This window comes from Spirosoma soli (assembly GCF_042684525.1).
GTDB classification, from domain to species: Bacteria; Bacteroidota; Bacteroidia; order Cytophagales; family Spirosomataceae; genus Spirosoma; species Spirosoma soli.
Genome location: NZ_JBHULN010000023.1, coordinates 22595 through 38970 on the forward strand (window position 1 = coordinate 22595; position 16376 = coordinate 38970).

A 16376-nucleotide genomic window follows, 5' to 3' on the forward strand; every position below is an offset into this window, starting at 1 on the left:
GGCCGTATCTTTGTTGCCAACAAATAAACGTCATTAAATAGTCACCAAGTGGTCATTCATCGTCATTCGCTGTTGTTCGTTCAAAATATGAATGACAACAATGACCATGAATGCTTGTAAATGACATTCCTGACAGCCGCGAAATTACGCAATCTCGCGTTATGAGCCATACGTATGCACCTTGAAAAGCTGAGTCTAACTAATTTTAAAAACTACGAAGACATTCGGTACACGTTTGGACGACAAGTGAACGTAATTGTGGGCCCAAATGGCAGCGGTAAAACCAATCTGTTAGACGCAGTTTATTTCCTGGCACTCAGCAAAAGTGCGTTTCAGAGCCAGGATGCGCTCAGTATCCTGCACGACGCTGATTATTTCATTATTGACGGCATTTTCGAGGAGGATACTCAGCCTGGACACGAGCGGCCCGTGCAGATTACGATTAGCCTTCAACGCGGGCAACGGAAGGTGTTGATGGCTGACAAAAAGCCCTACGAGCGCGTTAGCGAACACATTGGTCGATTTCCAGTCGTGCTAATGGCGCCTAACGATACCGACCTCGTGCGTGAACATAGCGAAGATCGGCGGCACTTTTTTGATGGCGTTTTGTCGCAACTCGATCCTGATTACCTGCGCGATTACTTAATGTATCAGCAAGTTTTGAAGCAACGTAACAGCTTATTAAAACTTTTTGCCGAGCCAGATCGCCGGACCGGAAATCAGGTCGATAATGATCTACTGGATACATACGATAAGCCTTTGCTGGAGATCGGCCAGCGAATTCATGATCGGCGACAGCAATTTGTATTGGAGTTTCTGCCAAGCTTTCAAAAGCACTACGCTTATTTGAGCGAAGAGCGCGAAGCTGTAGACATCGTATACGAATCGGAAGTAAGCAATCCTGATTTCGCCAGCGAGTTTCGGCATTTTCGTCGTCGCGATACGGTACTTCAACGTACAACGATGGGCGTTCATAAAGATGATTATAGCTTTATCATCGGCGGGGTTCCGCTCAAGAAGTTTGGATCGCAGGGACAGCAAAAAACGTTTGTGATTGCATTAAAGCTGGCCCAATTCGACCAGTTAGAAGCTAAGAAAGACATCAAACCAATCCTGCTGCTGGACGATATTTTTGATAAGCTCGACGACCGACGAATTAGTAAGCTTATTCAACGTATGGATGAGGGCGCCTTTGGGCAGCTTTTTATCACTGACGCCCGGCCAGAACGCACTCGTGAGCTTCTTCATCAAGTTAAAGCCGACGTTCGATTTTTTGAAACTGGACGGAGCTAGCTCTTTGCTTCCTTATTACTAAAACACTCCAAAGGTTTACATAGCCGACCCTCTTTGCTATGATCTAGGAAAAAGCACATGAGGTCTTTGACGCTGGGCTAGGTTGTATCCGAACATCATGTCTCAAGCCCTTTTAAGTCCGAAGTTCATCGGGTCTTATGGTCACTTCACACCCCTATTTAGGCCGTTCGTCATTAACGAAAAGATAAACTGGAAACTGCGAACTATCTTTGAGTTTCCGGAGTTCACCTGGAAAAAGTTCTATTTCAGGATGAAGGAGCGAATCTTGTCAGAGGCCGAACAGCTATTCTGGAAGTATGGCGTGCGGTCGGTGACAATGGAAGACATTGCTAAGCGACTAGGGATTTCTAAGAAGACAATCTATCTACATTTCAGTGACAAAGAAGATATCTTATCTCAAGTAATTCAAGGGAAGATAAACGAAGATGTTTCCGAAATGCACTGTATGGTAGGTAAGTATGACAATCCGGTCATGGAAATTATGATGGTGTTGGAGATGATGCGCAAAAGTACCGACCAGGTTAGCCCTAACTTAATCATTGACATCAGGCGTCACTATCCGCAGGCGTTTGCTCTCTTTAAGCAGCACAAAGAACAATACTTAATGAAATCAATTCTTGAAAATATACAAAATGGTATAAATCAAGGATTGTACAGGAGTGACATAAATCCGGCCGTTTTAGCTCGTTTGCGAGTAGAGCAAATCGAGTTGGCCTTTAACAATGACATCTTTCCTCTAGACCAATATAATATGCTCGACGTTCAGCGCGAACTGACCCATCATTTCGTACGGGGCATGCTCACCGAAAAGGGCTTTAACGTCTATAATCAATTTGTAAGTAAAGTAGAATGAGTACAACCTATTGTCTATGAAAACAAACTATATACTTCGTACAACAGCGCTATGGTTGTCGGCAGGTTGGTTCGGGATGGTGGCGTTTGCCCAGGTTCCTACCCAGCCATCCGTCGGACAGCAACCTACCGGGGCAGCCGCTAGTGGTCAGCAACCAGGTGCCCAGCAGCCAGCCGGAACCGGAGCGGTGGTGGCGCAACCGGGTACTACACCCGGCACCGGTGTGGCAGTGCCTTCGCAACCTGGGGTCAACACAACAGGTAGTACGCCCGCATTGAATCCGGCAGAAGGGCCAGTCAATCTCCAGCCTAATGTCATTTCAACGTTTAACTCTGGGTTGGGGCCAGCGCCTACAGGGCTAACGGCCAATGGCCAGCAAGGTACGGGCCGTACGTATACGTTACAGCAAGCCATCGACTTTGCTGTTCGTCAGAATGTTAGCGTCCGTAATGGACAACTCGATGCGGTGAGTGCCGAAGCGCGAATTCGCGAAGTAAAATCGTCAGCCCTTCCGCAAATTGCAGCCAGTGCGTCGTTGACGGACAATTTGATAATTCAACAGGCATTTTTACCAGCTAATACGTTTGATCCTTCTGCTCCCGCGGATGCTTCCGTTGCTGTAAAATTTGGTGTTCCCTATTCAGGTAATGCATCAGTTAGCTTAAACCAAGTCGTATACAGCGCCAGTCTGAATGTCGGTTTGCGGGCTGCGGCTACCTATCGCGAGCTGGCTCAACGAAACTTGCAGGCGACTAAAGTTACCGTGGCTGAGCAGGTTGCAAAAGCGTATTACGGGGTGTTGGTAGCCGTGGAGCGGGCCAAATTACTCGATTTCAACATTGCTCGTTTGGATACAACGCTCAACGAAACGCAGGCGCTTAATCGACAGGGTTTCGTTGAAAAATTAGATGTGCAACGGCTTGAGGTACAGGCGAATAACCTGAAGGCTGAACGGCAAAACGTACAGAATCTGCTTGATCTGAGTTATACGCTGCTTAAGTTTCAAATGGGGTTGGGTATCAACGATGAGATTGTGCTGGCTGAACAACTACAAGACCGTAACGTTGATGACCTTCGTCCACTGGTAGCGCCCGACCCGACATTCCGCTATCCAAGTCGTATTGAATATTCGACTTTGGAAACGCAGATTAAACTGGCCGAACAGGATATTGAGTTAACACAGAAAGGCTACTATCCATCGCTGGCTGCTTTTATCAACTACGGGTACAACAGTGGACGTAACGTTTTTAGTCAACTCGTTACAGATCCCTGGCTTAACTTTTCGACGGTAGGATTGAGTTTGCAGGTACCCATCTTTGACGGATTTTTGAAAAGAAGCCAGATTGAGCAAAAGCGCATCACGTTGCAGAAAGCACAGAATAGTGGTGAGCTGCTGCGTAACTCGATTGATCTGCAAATCCGTCAGGCGAGTATTGTGCTTAACAATGGACTGCAAACGCTCCAGACCCAGCAACGCAACCGCGATCTGGCGCAGGAGATTGCCCGTGTTACCCGCATTAAATATAGAGAAGGTGTTGGGTCGAGCATTGAAGTGCTGAATGCAGAAGCATCGCTTCGGGAAGCTCAAACTAACTACTTCGCGTCCTTATACGATTTCTTTATTGCTAAAGTTGACCAGGACAGAGCGCTTGGCCGGCTTTACACGGGAAACTAAATTATATCACTTGAAAACTTTACCAATGAAAGCATACTACGCAATAGCCTTATCAACAAGTCTGCTAATCGCTTGTGGAGGTGAGAAGAAATCGGATTTGCAAAGCAAACGAGAAGAGCTTGCCCAGCTTAAGTCGCAGCAAACCGAACTGAACACGAAGATTAAGACGCTGGAAACCGAGTTGGCGAAACAAGACCCTAAAAAGTCCAACGAGATTCGTTCTAAAGATGTAACGGTGGCACCCGTGGCCGCAACAACGTTTCGCCACTTCGTTGAACTGCAAGGCACTATCGATGCGAAGAATAACGTACAGGTTTCGCCAAAGTCTGGCGGAGTAGTTACGGCAGTCTACGTAAAAGAAGGCGATAATGTGCGGGCTGGACAAACGATCGCTAAAATCGACGACCAACTTCTACGCGAGTCAATTGCAGAGATTAAAACGCAGTTATCGCTGGCTAACACAGTTTACGAAAAACAGGCGAACCTCTGGAAACAGCAGATTGGTACCGAAATTCAGTACCTCCAGGCCAAGAACAACAAGGAGTCACTGGAGCGTCGGTTGTCTACGTTGAATGCGCAGTTAAGTCAGTCTAACGTAACGGCACCTATATCAGGTGTGGTCGATCAGGTAAACGTAAAAATTGGTCAATCTGCAGCACCAGGTGTTGGGCTGGTTCGGATTGTAAACTTGTCGCAACTTAAAGTTGTGGCTAAAGTGGCTGATACGTATTCGGGTAGCGTTCGCAAAGGCGATGGGGTTATAATTCGCTTTCCGGATATAAACAAAGAATTGAATTCGCGGATTTCGTTTGTGTCAACCACAGTGGACCCCTTGAGTCGAACATTCACAATCGAGGCTCCCCTACCCTCAGATAACGCTTTGAAGCCGAATATGTTGGCTCAGGTGAAAATCAACGACCAAACTCAGGCAAATGCAATCGTAATCAATCAAAACCTGATTCAAAGCACGGAAAATGGTCAGCTTGTGTACGTAGCTGTCGATGAAGGCAATAAGAAAATAGCGAAGGCTCGGACGGTTAAGACTGGTCAGGCATACGGGGGCAAAATTGCGATTACGCAAGGTTTGCAGGCAGGCGATAAAGTTGTTACGGCTGGATACCAGGATCTGGTTGACGGACAACCCATTAATTTTTAAATGAGTTTTTGGTTTTCGGTTTACTGTTTTCAGTATGCGAAACGGTCATGAACCATCCCACGGAAAACAGTAAACCGAAGATCGAAAACCGAAAACCCGTTTTCAGATGAAATTTGAACAGTATAAAACCCTCGGCTTTACCAACTGGTGCGTCGAAAACCGGACGGCGATCTACATTTTCACCGTTCTGATTACACTCGGTGGGCTGTTCGTTTACAACAACCTGCCTAAAGAGCAGTTTCCCGACATTAAGGTGCCACAGGTGTACATCAACACGGTGTACGTTGGCACTGCTCCGGCCGATATTGAAAATACAATCAATAAACAGATCGAAAAGCAGCTGAAGTCCATTTCCGGGGTTAAGCGCATCAAGTCAAATGCGTTGCAGGACGTATCGGTTATCTTGGTGGAATTTAACCCCGATGTACAAACAGCGGAGGCTTTACAACGGGTGCGTGATGCTATTGATAAAGCTAAGCCAGATCTACCGCAAAAGCTTGATGCGGGCCCAACGGCGCAGGACGTAAACTTCTCCGAGTTTCCGATCATGAACATTAACATGGCCGGTAACTTCTCACTGAAGCAATTGAAAGAATACGCTGAAGATTTACAGGATGCTATCGAAGCCATGCCCGAGATCCGCCGGGTAGATATTGTGGGTGCTCTAACGCGGGAGATTCAAATTAACGTTGATCTACCCCGGATGCAGTCGGCTGGTCTGGCGTTTACCGATATTCAGCAGGCTGTTCAGGGCGAAAACATTAACGTATCGGGGGGTGAGTTGAACGTTGATGGTGTACGCCGGACTGTACGGGTAAAAGGCGAATTTACCGACGTGAACCAGCTTCAAAACCTGCAGATTCGTACCGCAACCGGAGCAACTGTGCGGCTAGGTGACATCGCTGACGTTGCTGACAGCTTTGAAGAACAGCAGGACTTTGCACGACTGAATAACAAGTCGGTTGTGACACTGAACGTCATTAAGCGGGCAGGTGCTAACCTGATTTCTGCATCGGATAATATCGAAAAAACGATTGAAGAGTATAAGCAGGAGCGTTTTCCGCAAGGGTTGGACGTTAAAGTAACGGCTGACCAATCGGAACGGACACGGGCTGACTTGCATGATCTGGTTAACACCGTTGTGCTCGGCTTTATCTTCGTGGTGTTGGTGCTTATGTTCTTTATGGGAGTCCGCGACGCCATATTCGTCGGTTTATCGGTGCCACTTTCAGCCTTGGTTGCGTTCGTCCTGATGCCCGTTGTGGGTCCGGTGGTTGGAACGGCGTTTACGCTGAACACCATCGTATTGTTTGCCTTCCTGCTGGGCCTTGGTCTGGTGGTTGACGATGCCATTGTGGTTATTGAGAACACGCACCGACTCTTCAATGAGAATAAGAACTGGAACATTAAACAATCCGTAAAGGCAGCCGCTGGCGAAGTGTTCATACCTGTGTTATCAGGTACGCTCACGACGATTGCGCCGTTCTTCCCATTGTTATTCTGGCCAGGTATTGTGGGTGAGTTCATGAAGTTTCTGCCCTTAACGCTTATTCTCACCCTATTCTCATCGCTGTTCGTTGCCTACGTCATCAACCCCGTCTTTGCCGTGTCGTTCATGAAACGTCATGACGAGGGAGGCCATGTTGAAAAACCAACGTTCAAAGAGATACAGCGCCCGCTAATTATCATGACTGTACTGGCCGGTATCGGGTACGTTATCGATCGTGGTATTGGTAATTTACTGGTCTTCTTTGCGGTTCTGTACGTCTTTAATCATTACGTACTGACGCCCAAGCTGATTATTCCATTCCAGGAGAGCTTGTTACCGAAGCTCAAAAATGGGTATCGCAAGGTAATCTCGTTTTTGTTGGTTGGCTGGCGTCCTGTGTGGGCGGTTTTAGCGATGGTTGGCTTGTTCATTTTTACGTTGTTTTTGCTCGGTATTGCTCAACCTAAGGTAATTTTCTTTCCCAGTGGTGAGCCAGATTACGTGTACGTTTACAACGTAATGCCCGTGGGTACGGATGCTCGCGTGACGGACTCCGTAACGAAGGTGATCGAAAAGCGGGTGTTTAAGGTGTTGAAGGATAATAAAGCCGAGGACATCGTTAATTCTGTTATCTCGAACGTTGGTAAAAACGCGGGTGATCCTACCAATCCGGACCGAGCGGCTACACCTCAGAAATCGAAAGTGACAGTCGCCTTCGTGAAGGGCGAAGAGCGGCATGGCATATCTACTGACTCGATCCTGAGCAAAGTACGTACGGCTATGCAGGGTATTCCCGGAACGGAGATTTCTGTTGAGCGGGAATCTAACGGGCCACCAACGGGTAAACCAATCGCCATTGAAATAGCCGGTGACGACTTTAAAGTGCTGAACGATCTGGAAAAACAGATTCGTCAACGCATTACGCGGGCTGGCATTCAGGGTATTGACCAGTTAAAGTCTGACCTGATTACAAACAAGCCCGAAATCGTTATCGATATTGACCGGGACAAGGCTGAACGTGAAGGTATTTCGTCTTCACAAGTAGCACTGACTATTCGGACAGCGCTGTTTGGAACCGAGATTTCAAAGTTTCGTGATCCAAAAGATGAGTACCCAATCATGGTACGTCTCAAACCCGATGATCGTAGCCAGATCGACCGCTTACTGAGTCTGAACGTCGTGTATCGTGACATGAACTCGGGTGGTCAGCTACGTCAGGTACCAATTACGTCGATAGCTAATATTAGCTATTCAACGACGTTTAGCCAAATTAACCGTAAGAATCAGGAGCGGTTAGTAACGCTGAACTCAGACGTAGTGCCAGGCTTCAACGCCAACGAGATCAACCAGCAGATTCAGCAGGAGGTCATTAACCAGATGGAATTACCAAACGGCTATACGGTTAAATTGGGTGGCGAGCAGGAAGATCAACAGGAATCGTTTTTATTCCTGGTATCGGCGCTGGGTATTGCAGCCTTGCTGATCTATCTGATTTTGGCCACTCAGTTCAATTCAGTGGTGAAGCCGATCATCATTTTTGTCACAATTCTTTTATCGTTCATCGGGGTATTCTTAGGCTTTATCATCTTCGATAAAACGTTCTCAATAATCATGTCGGGTGTGGGTATTATTGCCCTGGCCGGTATTGTGGTGAAGAACGGTATCTTATTGATCGAGTTCATTGAAGAGCTGCGTGGCCGGGGTGTTCCGTTGCGCGAAGCCATCATTGAAGCAGGCGGTATTCGTTTGACTCCCGTGTTGCTAACCGCTTCAGCTGCCGTTTTAGGTTTGATTCCGCTGGCGTTGGGCCTCACTGTCGACTTTGTTGGATTATTTAGAGAGTTTGCTCCACACATCATTGTGGGTGGCGACAGCGCTGTGTTCTGGAATATTCTGGCTTGGACAATTATCTTCGGATTAACGTTCTCGACCGTGCTAACACTAGTCATCGTACCATGTATGTATTGGATCAACGAACGGATTCGGATGAAGTGGTTCGGTAAAAAAGACCCGGCTCTGGAAATGCGTAAACACCAGCCTCAGGAAGAATTGGTGTAGCGCTTAAGTGATTATTAACAGCTTAATCTACTAACCCACACAGGTTGGTAGATTAAGCTGTTATATTTACTCTAAATCCGTAACCTGTTTGTAATGGCAAAAGATTTGTTTCATGAATCCGTGAAAATTGCACTCCAAAAAGATGGTTGGCAGATTACGCACGATCCTTTTTATTTGGAAGCGCTAGGTACAGATATTCAAATTGACCTTGGCGCTGAAAAGTTAATTGGAGCGCAACGTGGCAAAGAGTATATAGCAGTTGAGGTGAAAAGTTTCATAGGTCCATCTTTAGTCTATGACTTTCACCTGGCATTAGGACAGTACATGAATTATGCACGGGGCCTTCGAAAGGCTGATCCCGATCGTGTACTCTTTTTAGCTGTTCCCGAAGGGGCATATGTCTCATTCTTTGCCAAGGCAGACGTGAAAGAGTCAGTAGAGGAATTCAGGCTTAATTTGTTAGTGTATAACGATTTGCAACAAGTGGTTGTTAACTGGTTAAAAGTATAAGAGTAATGGACACTAAGCGCGATCGATATAGGCAAATATTATTAGATTTATTAAATCACTGGGCTGCTTACACACCGGTTAATTTGAGTGAAGCTGAAGGCCAAGTTATTGCCGATTTACAAAGAGACCACTTTCAATTGGTTAGAATTGGTTGGCAAGGCGATGCCTTTATACACAATACTATATTTCATTTTGATATAAAGAGCAATGATAAAATCTGGATACAGGCCAACTGGACAGATACTGATATTGCCGTTGAACTTATTAATCGCGGAGTTGAGAAAGACGACATTGTTTTAGGATTCCAACCGCCCCGTTATCGTCCTTATACCGGTTACGCTACCGCCTGACCTGCTTATACTAGTGATTGTGCTGTGTATTTACTGGGTCAACGAGCGCATATGGATGAAGTGGTTCGGCAATAAAGACCCAGCTCTGGAAATGCGTAAAAAGCAGCCTCAGGAAGAGCTAGTATAAAGTTTTGTCAACAGAAAGCAAAAAGCGTAGGGCCCAGAACTCTGCGCTTTTTGCGTTTGGTCGCACAGTTCGTTTGCAAACAAAGTATAGTCTACTAAGTTTACTACACACTCAAAATAGCTATTATGAACCGCACCGCGTTCCTATTCATTGTTCCCATTTTTTTGCTGCTGATTGACGTTTATGTTTATCAAGCAGTAAAAACGCTTAGTCGATCAGCAAGTGAAAGCACTCAGCGAACCATTGCTATTATTTATTGGGGGTTTACGGCTTTGAGCCTGTTGCTGTACGTTGTCATGCAGTTGATGCCGCCTGACTCCATTAGCCGTAACACCCGAACGTTTCTTTGGGCTAGCATTGCCATTCCCTATTTTTCAAAAATCTTTGCTGTACTCATTATCTTTATTGACGACATAGGCCGGTTCTTCCGCTGGATCGTCTCACTGTTTTATAAGCCTGAAGTACGCGAAGCCGTCGAAGATACTACCCGTAAGACACTCCCTCCTACTGATACAATTTCGCGCTCTGATTTTTTGATGAAGACCGCACTGGTAGCCGGTGCAATACCACTAGTTGGCTTTTCATGGGGTATTTTGTCGGGGGCGCACGATTATCGCATTCGGCGTATAAAACTACCGCTCAAGAACCTGCCGTCTGGTTTCAACGGAATGACGATTGCCCAAATTTCAGATATTCATTCCGGCAGCTTTTTCAATAAAACGGCCGTACGAGGTGGGGTAGATTTGTTGCTAAAGCAAAAGCCGGACATGGTATTTTTCACCGGAGATCTAGTCAATAGCCATGCTGAGGAGGTAAACAGCTACATCGACGTATTCAATAAAGTAAAAGCCCCGCTCGGTGTCTACTCGACGTTGGGTAATCATGATTACGGTAAATATGTTCAGTGGCCAAGTGCCCAGGCTGAGCGACAGAATGTGTTAAACGTTATTGCCGCCCATAAGCAGATGGGTTGGAACATTATGCTTGATGAGAATAAAATCCTGGAGCAGAATGGCGACAAAATTGCCTTGATTGGCGTCCAAAACCTTGGCTTTGGTCCGGCGGCACTCCGGGCCGGCAACTTGGCTAAAGCCTATCGTGGCACAGAAGAATACCCCGTTAAACTGCTTCTATCCCACGACCCAACGCATTGGGACGCAGAGGTAAGACCGCAATATCCGGATATCGACGTTCAGTTTAGTGGACACACGCATGGTGCACAATTTGGTGTCGAGATTGGCGATGCACGCTGGAGCCCGGCGCAATATTTTTACAAACAATGGGCTGGATTATACCAAGACGGTAATCAACGGCTTTATGTTAATCGAGGCTATGGCTACATAGGTTACCCCGGACGTGTCGGTATTCTGCCAGAAATAACAATTTTTGAGCTTATGAAAGCTTAATTTGACTAGAGACGATAAAAGATTCATCGTATTTACATTAAATTTTTGGTTTGAATAACCATTTAGATAGTCAACTCGTTTCCCGTATGATTCAATCAACCAATCACTATTAACTATGAAAATCGTTTTCATAACTGGCGTTTCCTTCTTTATGTCGTTGTTCTCGATGCTAGTTCCGAAGAAAGAAGAAACCAAAATTCCACTTTGCCATTCGGCAGGTAACGACATGTCGGCTATGGCCGCTGATCCAGCCTTCCAGCGGTTGCACATAGCTCCCCTATCTTTTATCTACAAAGGTGCTGGTGAAATGATTAAGTTTTCGACGCCCGATGGTCAGCAGGCAAACGGCTTTTTGCTAAAAGCAAAGAAACCGTCCGACAAGTGGCTACTAGTGTATCAGGAGTGGTGGGGATTAAACGATAACATCAAGCAGCAATCGGAAGCCTTTTACAACGATCTCAAAGACGTTAACGTCTTGGCCGTTGACATGTATGACGGGAAAGTAGCCACCGAGCCTTCCGAAGCGGGGAAACTGATGCAGGGAGCTGACAAAAACCGGTTGAGCAGCATCATGAAGGGCGCTATCGCTTATGCGGGTCCAAAAGCTGAGTTTGCTAGTGTGGGCTGGTGCTTTGGTGGTATGTTGTCGTTGCAATCAGCCATGTTAGAAGGTAAACAGGCAAAAGGTTGCGTGATGTACTATGGCCGTCCAGAGCAAGATGTCGAAAAACTGAAAACGCTTGAAACCGATGTCCTGGGTATTTTTGGGAGTCAGGACAAAGGGATCTCGCCAGAATCGGTGAAACAATTTGAAGAGAACATGCAGAAGGCTGGCGAAAAAGTTACGGTAAAGATGTATGATGCTGGGCATGGCTTCGCGAATCCAAGTAACCCGGTTTACAACAAAGAAGCTGCTGCTGACGCCTATAAGCTGGCCTTAAACTATTTGAAAGGCAAACTGAGTGCCTAATCGAATTGTAACGTAAGTAAAAACGACCCCGCCGGTGCTAAGTCGCTGCGGGGTCGTTTTTTTAGATTTTGGTTTAAACCTTTCGGCTGCTGGTTTGTCTAATACTAAATAGTTGATGATTTAAAACGAACTTGACTATGAAAACGATAAAGCTAATGCCTCTGCTGACAGCAGCTTTGCTGATCGTGTTGTTGGCAAGTTGTGGACCAGGCTATGTAGGTGTTAACACAGGCCCTGCTTACGGTCCAGGATACTATGGCCCTCGTCCGTATTACGGTTATGGGTACCGTCCTTATCCCTATTACCGTCGTCCGCCGGTGATTGTTCAACGTAGAACGTACATTGTACCTCGTAATCGATACTATAGCCGACCTTCCTATAGCCCAAACGCACGCGCTGGTGGTTATGGAAACGGAGCTTACCGGGGGGGCGGTCGTTCCCGTGGACCAAGATAAGTTGATGTATAGTTAATCGAATTTTTCAAGAATACCGGCTCAAAAGGTCGGTATTCTTGTTTGTAACCCATGTCGTCAAAGCCTTGGTCGGTTCCTACTCCTTTGGAAAATTTCAAGCCTGGCGATTGGTTTGCCAATCGTATAGAGCTATCGTTGAGTGGGCTTCATCGACCACGAAGAGCGGGAATTGGGGGTACAATACGCAATGGAAGTGATTCAATTGTCTTATCGGGAGTATACGAAGACGATGTAGATCTGGGCGATGTTGTCTGGTACGTAGGCCATGGTGGTCGCGACGCAAAAACGGGCCGTCAGATAGCCGATCAAACGCTCGATCGTTATAACCTGGCATTGATGCGTAGCTACGAAACAGGTAGGCCTTTGCGCTTAATTCGTGGCGCTACTCTACAAAATCAATTCGCTCCTGAAACAGGCTACCGTTACGAAGGTCTGTATCGTGTAGTAGAGGCCGAACGCATTGTTGGTAAATCAGGCTTTCGGGTTTGGATGTTTAGACTTGTACAACTAGCGCCATAATTAAGCTTTACGGATTATAATCATTTGTTAGTCAGGCATTTATGCCGTGTTGTATTTGTTAAAAGTAATCATAGTCCTAAAAACTGTGCGTAATCGCCCGACTCAATCACCCGCTTACCATCGATCGGCCAGTTGTAGAGATAAGCCCAGCAGTCCAGTATTGCGTTAGTACAGTAAACCGGAATCACGGAGCGGACATATTCTGTAGGCTGCTCAAACCCTGAACCTACACCTTCGTAGGTGTCCAGGTAACGGAAAACAGTTTGGCTGTAACGAGTAACATCGTAAACTGTACCGTATACGTTGGTTATACTACCCTGCTGGTGAATGGCACCTGGGTAGTTTCCTATATCCACAAGTAAACCCGAGAACTGGCCATCACCGATGTATTGACCGTGTTTCCGAAGAAAAGTGGCATATGGATTGTCAAATTGCGGCTGTAATGTGCCGTAGACAATCAGGTAGTCAGAATTAGTAGACATTCAAAGCTTTACCAGAAAAAATTTTGTCATTCTGTGACTAACCTACTTAAATTCTCGTTAAGCACTAAACAGCTTTACCAATGAGAAAAACAACAGTACTTCTAATGATTGCTGCATCAGCGGTGCTGGTTGAGTTGCCAACAGAAACCCTGGCCTCCAGCAGCAAAAACAAAACGGAACTAAGCTCGATAGGCCGTAAGCGGAAAGGATACAAACCCAAACGGGGTGGACTGTTTAACACAGGACTTTTTCGCAAGAAAAACCCTTGTGGTTGCCCCAAGCATTAAGCAATTGTTAAGAAATTGTATTAATAACATAATCAGGCCCTTAATAGGGCCTTTTTTCGTTTAATTAGTTGTAAAATTCTGTGTTTCAGCGTAAAATTTTGTACCTTTGCGGCTTGATTACCTGAACCAGATTTCGTCAGATTTTGTCATTCAACTGATTCTGTTTCTCAGGCTCAACATACTAACAAAATCCGGCACATCTGTTCAATCAGTGAAATGCCGGCGGCCCGGCGTTCCGGTTTAAAGATTGTATGCAATCAATTCGCAACATAGCAATTATCGCCCACGTTGACCACGGCAAAACGACACTGGTTGACAAAATTATTCATGCGTCAAAGCTCTTTCGGGACAATCAGGAATTCGGCGACCTGATTCTCGATAACAACGATTTGGAACGGGAACGTGGCATCACGATCGTTTCGAAAAACGTATCAGTACGTTACAAAGACGTTAAAATTAACATCATCGATACCCCAGGCCACAGTGACTTTGGTGGTGAAGTGGAACGTGTACTCAAAATGGCCGATGGCGTTTGCCTGTTGGTCGATGCCTTCGAGGGGCCAATGCCGCAAACGCGTTTCGTACTTGGCAAAGCTTTACAATTAGGTTTAAAGCCGATTGTGATCGTCAATAAAGTCGACAAAGAAAACTGCCGCCCGGACGAAGTACACGAACAAGTATTTGACCTGATGTTCAACCTTGGCGCTACCGAAGATCAGTTAGATTTTCCAACGGTTTACGGTTCGTCAAAACAGGGCTGGATGGGTCCAGACTGGAAGACGCCAACCGATAATATCACGTATCTGCTCGACACGATCGTTGAGACGATTCCACCGGCGCCTATGAATGAAGGCCTGCCGCAGATGCAGATCACTTCGCTTGATTACTCCGCTTTCGTAGGGCGAATTGCTATCGGACGCGTGCATCGCGGTACGTTGAAAGAAGGTGCTAATATGGCGCTCGTAAAATCGGATGGGTCGATTAAGAAAGTAAAGATCAAAGAATTGCAAACCTTTGAAGGGCTTGGCAAGATGAAGGCAACGGAAGTTCCGTGCGGTGATATCTGTGCCGTGACAGGTCTGGAAGAGTTTGAGATTGGTGATACGCTTACTGATCTCGAAAAACCCGAAGCATTAACGCGCATTTCGGTCGATGAGCCAACGATGAATATGTTGTTCACGATCAACAACTCGCCGTTCTTCGGTAAGGAAGGTAAGTTCGTGACATCACGTCACTTACGTGATCGTTTATACAAAGAAATTGAGAAAAACCTAGCGCTCCGTGTTGAGCCAACCGATAGCGAAGACCGCTTCCTGGTATATGGCCGTGGTATTCTGCACTTGTCAGTTCTCATTGAAACAATGCGTCGCGAAGGCTACGAACTACAGGTTGGTCAGCCACAGGTGTTATATAAAGAAGACGAGAACGGTCACAAGCTGGAGCCAATCGAAACACTTGTGGTAGACGTACCTGAAGAAACCGCGGGTAAAGTAATTGAACTGGCCACGCAACGTAAAGGCGAGTTACTAATTATGGAGCCCAAAGGCGATCTGCAGCACTTAGAGTTCGAGATTCCGTCACGGGGTCTGATCGGTCTACGTTCTAACGTACTGACCGCTACGTTCGGTGAAGCGGTGATGAGCCACCGGTTTAAAGAATACCAGGAATACAAAGGACCAATTCCCGAGCGGATCAATGGTTCGTTGATCTCCATGACGAGCGGAGCAGCTACGGCTTACTCAATTGATAAGCTTCAGGACCGCGGTTCGTTCTTTATTGATCCAGGTGACGAGATCTACGCAGGTCAGGTTATTGGTGAGCACAACCGCCAGAACGACATCGTGGTGAACGTAACAACGGCTAAGCAATTGACTAACATGCGGGCCTCCGGTTCGGATAATAACGTCAAGATAGCGCCGAAAATCGCTTTCTCTCTGGAAGAGTCGATGGAGTATATTCAAAAGGATGAATACCTCGAAGTGACGCCGAAGTCGATGCGGATTCGTAAAATCTACTTAGACGAGAACGAGCGCAAGCGGAATCAGAGCAAGTTTGCAATGGCATAGTAAAAAGTCCCGGTGGAAGCCGGGACTTTTTTATTAGAAACTAACCCCCAGACGTAAAGCCAGTCGATTATAAATTCTGGCCTCATCGCGGCTGATATCATTACCTACAATGGGTTTTTGTACCGATGCATACTGTCGCTTGTAGCTTATAGAAAGTACAAACGCTGAACCTGTTGGAGGGCCAACTCGTAATCCCACACCCGGATTAATCATCCAGCCGCCTTCCGTCTCGTAACCAGTTGAGCCTTTGTGAAGCCAGGCGAAGCCATAGCCTGCGTCAGCAATCCCGAATACGCGCACATTTTTGCGGGTGTGTCTGGCAAAATCAAATCGAATGCCTGCACCAACCGGAAGTAATAAAGCTGCTTTGTACCAATCAATGCCTACAATTCCGCCTACTGCCAGTTGCTTCGTTAATTGAACGCCATTAAATGTCTGCGCAGTCAGGCTGACCTTGTTTTCCACTGTTTCCTGGGCTCCATTCTGGTTGATTGTGTAAGCTACACGCCCAAACAATCCGCCCAACTCAGTGTAGTTGACATAAGGCCGACGTGGAATTGTAATTTGGGCTTGCGTAGAGCTAATGCAAAGGCACCAACTAAACAGCAGCGTTATCAACCCTATAATGCGTGTTTTCATGC

Annotated in this window: 15 protein-coding genes; 13 read left to right on the forward strand and 2 right to left on the reverse strand. The window is 46.4% G+C overall.

What is annotated here, in order from left to right:
• Nucleotides 1-174: 174 nt before the first annotated feature.
• From recF to ACFSUS_RS25400, 11 genes are all read left to right on the forward strand, one after another.
• Entirely contained in the window at nucleotides 175-1293 is a 1119-nt protein-coding gene (gene recF / locus ACFSUS_RS25350) for a DNA replication/repair protein RecF (RefSeq protein ID WP_381527178.1), read from the forward strand.
• 118 nt (nucleotides 1294-1411) lie between these two features.
• Complete coding sequence (locus ACFSUS_RS25355; RefSeq protein WP_381527180.1) at nucleotides 1412-2167, forward strand: TetR/AcrR family transcriptional regulator; 756 nt, start codon at nucleotides 1412-1414, stop codon at nucleotides 2165-2167.
• A 16-nt stretch (nucleotides 2168-2183) separates the two neighbouring features.
• Complete coding sequence (locus ACFSUS_RS25360; RefSeq protein ID WP_381527182.1) at nucleotides 2184-3842, forward strand: TolC family protein; 1659 nt, start codon at nucleotides 2184-2186, stop codon at nucleotides 3840-3842.
• 25 nt (nucleotides 3843-3867) lie between these two features.
• A complete protein-coding gene (locus tag ACFSUS_RS25365; protein WP_381527184.1) occupies nucleotides 3868-4998 on the forward strand; it encodes an efflux RND transporter periplasmic adaptor subunit in 1131 nt (376 codons plus the stop codon).
• 106 nt (nucleotides 4999-5104) lie between these two features.
• Nucleotides 5105-8545, forward strand: coding sequence for an efflux RND transporter permease subunit (locus tag ACFSUS_RS25370; protein WP_381527186.1), 3441 nt, complete (start codon nucleotides 5105-5107; stop codon nucleotides 8543-8545).
• Between the two features lie 93 nt (nucleotides 8546-8638).
• A complete protein-coding gene (locus tag ACFSUS_RS25375; protein WP_381527188.1) occupies nucleotides 8639-9055 on the forward strand; it encodes an element excision factor XisH family protein in 417 nt (138 codons plus the stop codon).
• A 5-nt stretch (nucleotides 9056-9060) separates the two neighbouring features.
• The gene (locus ACFSUS_RS25380) at nucleotides 9061-9405 is read left to right on the forward strand and encodes a XisI protein (RefSeq protein WP_381527190.1); all 345 of its coding nucleotides are present in this window, start codon (nucleotides 9061-9063) and stop codon (nucleotides 9403-9405) included.
• Between the two features lie 252 nt (nucleotides 9406-9657).
• On the forward strand, nucleotides 9658-10938 hold the full coding sequence (locus ACFSUS_RS25385; protein ID WP_381527192.1) for a metallophosphoesterase: 1281 nt from the start codon (nucleotides 9658-9660) through the stop codon (nucleotides 10936-10938).
• A 115-nt stretch (nucleotides 10939-11053) separates the two neighbouring features.
• Nucleotides 11054-11908, forward strand: coding sequence for a dienelactone hydrolase family protein (locus tag ACFSUS_RS25390; protein ID WP_381527194.1), 855 nt, complete (start codon nucleotides 11054-11056; stop codon nucleotides 11906-11908).
• Between the two features lie 137 nt (nucleotides 11909-12045).
• Nucleotides 12046-12363, forward strand: a complete 318-nt coding sequence (locus ACFSUS_RS25395; protein ID WP_381527196.1) for a hypothetical protein — start codon at nucleotides 12046-12048, stop codon at nucleotides 12361-12363.
• 69 nt (nucleotides 12364-12432) lie between these two features.
• Nucleotides 12433-12900: a YDG/SRA domain-containing protein gene (locus ACFSUS_RS25400; protein ID WP_381527198.1), complete on the forward strand. Its 468-nt coding sequence runs from the start codon at nucleotides 12433-12435 to the stop codon at nucleotides 12898-12900.
• Between the two features lie 68 nt (nucleotides 12901-12968).
• Here the strand turns inward: ACFSUS_RS25400 and ACFSUS_RS25405 are convergent, their stop codons facing one another.
• Nucleotides 12969-13382 (reverse strand): gamma-glutamylcyclotransferase family protein, encoded by a 414-nt coding sequence (locus tag ACFSUS_RS25405; RefSeq protein ID WP_381527200.1) that lies wholly within the window; start codon nucleotides 13380-13382, stop codon nucleotides 12969-12971.
• Between the two features lie 80 nt (nucleotides 13383-13462).
• Between ACFSUS_RS25405 and ACFSUS_RS25410 the strand changes: the two genes are divergently transcribed.
• Together ACFSUS_RS25410 and typA are read left to right on the forward strand one after the other, a co-directional pair.
• Nucleotides 13463-13669 carry a hypothetical protein gene (locus tag ACFSUS_RS25410; RefSeq protein WP_381527202.1) on the forward strand — a complete coding sequence of 69 codons (207 nt, stop codon included), beginning with the start codon at nucleotides 13463-13465 and terminating at the stop codon, nucleotides 13667-13669.
• A gap of 251 nt (nucleotides 13670-13920) precedes the next feature.
• Nucleotides 13921-15735: a translational GTPase TypA gene (typA, locus tag ACFSUS_RS25415; RefSeq protein ID WP_381527204.1), complete on the forward strand. Its 1815-nt coding sequence runs from the start codon at nucleotides 13921-13923 to the stop codon at nucleotides 15733-15735.
• Between the two features lie 33 nt (nucleotides 15736-15768).
• Here typA and ACFSUS_RS25420 read toward each other — a convergent pair whose 3' ends face one another.
• Nucleotides 15769-16374 carry a hypothetical protein gene (locus ACFSUS_RS25420; RefSeq protein WP_381527206.1) on the reverse strand — a complete coding sequence of 202 codons (606 nt, stop codon included), beginning with the start codon at nucleotides 16372-16374 and terminating at the stop codon, nucleotides 15769-15771.
• Between the last annotated feature and the right edge of the window lie 2 nt (nucleotides 16375-16376).

Excerpts from the sequence above, each read along its gene's own strand:
- ACFSUS_RS25380 (WP_381527190.1), top strand. The coding sequence starts at position 9,061 with ATGGACACTAAGCGCGATCGATATAGGCAAATATTATTAGATTTATTA.
- ACFSUS_RS25375 (WP_381527188.1), top strand. The coding sequence starts at position 8,639 with ATGGCAAAAGATTTGTTTCATGAATCCGTGAAAATTGCACTCCAAAAA.
- ACFSUS_RS25420 (WP_381527206.1), bottom strand. The coding sequence starts at position 16,374 with ATGAAAACACGCATTATAGGGTTGATAACGCTGCTGTTTAGTTGGTGC.
- ACFSUS_RS25400 (WP_381527198.1), top strand. The coding sequence starts at position 12,433 with ATGTCGTCAAAGCCTTGGTCGGTTCCTACTCCTTTGGAAAATTTCAAG.
- typA (WP_381527204.1), top strand. The coding sequence starts at position 13,921 with ATGCAATCAATTCGCAACATAGCAATTATCGCCCACGTTGACCACGGC.
- ACFSUS_RS25360 (WP_381527182.1), top strand. The coding sequence starts at position 2,184 with ATGAAAACAAACTATATACTTCGTACAACAGCGCTATGGTTGTCGGCA.
- ACFSUS_RS25370 (WP_381527186.1), top strand. The coding sequence starts at position 5,105 with ATGAAATTTGAACAGTATAAAACCCTCGGCTTTACCAACTGGTGCGTC.
- recF (WP_381527178.1), top strand. The coding sequence starts at position 175 with ATGCACCTTGAAAAGCTGAGTCTAACTAATTTTAAAAACTACGAAGAC.
- ACFSUS_RS25390 (WP_381527194.1), top strand. The coding sequence starts at position 11,054 with ATGAAAATCGTTTTCATAACTGGCGTTTCCTTCTTTATGTCGTTGTTC.
- ACFSUS_RS25365 (WP_381527184.1), top strand. The coding sequence starts at position 3,868 with ATGAAAGCATACTACGCAATAGCCTTATCAACAAGTCTGCTAATCGCT.
- ACFSUS_RS25410 (WP_381527202.1), top strand. The coding sequence starts at position 13,463 with ATGAGAAAAACAACAGTACTTCTAATGATTGCTGCATCAGCGGTGCTG.
- ACFSUS_RS25355 (WP_381527180.1), top strand. The coding sequence starts at position 1,412 with ATGTCTCAAGCCCTTTTAAGTCCGAAGTTCATCGGGTCTTATGGTCAC.
- ACFSUS_RS25395 (WP_381527196.1), top strand. The coding sequence starts at position 12,046 with ATGAAAACGATAAAGCTAATGCCTCTGCTGACAGCAGCTTTGCTGATC.
- ACFSUS_RS25385 (WP_381527192.1), top strand. The coding sequence starts at position 9,658 with ATGAACCGCACCGCGTTCCTATTCATTGTTCCCATTTTTTTGCTGCTG.
- ACFSUS_RS25405 (WP_381527200.1), bottom strand. The coding sequence starts at position 13,382 with ATGTCTACTAATTCTGACTACCTGATTGTCTACGGCACATTACAGCCG.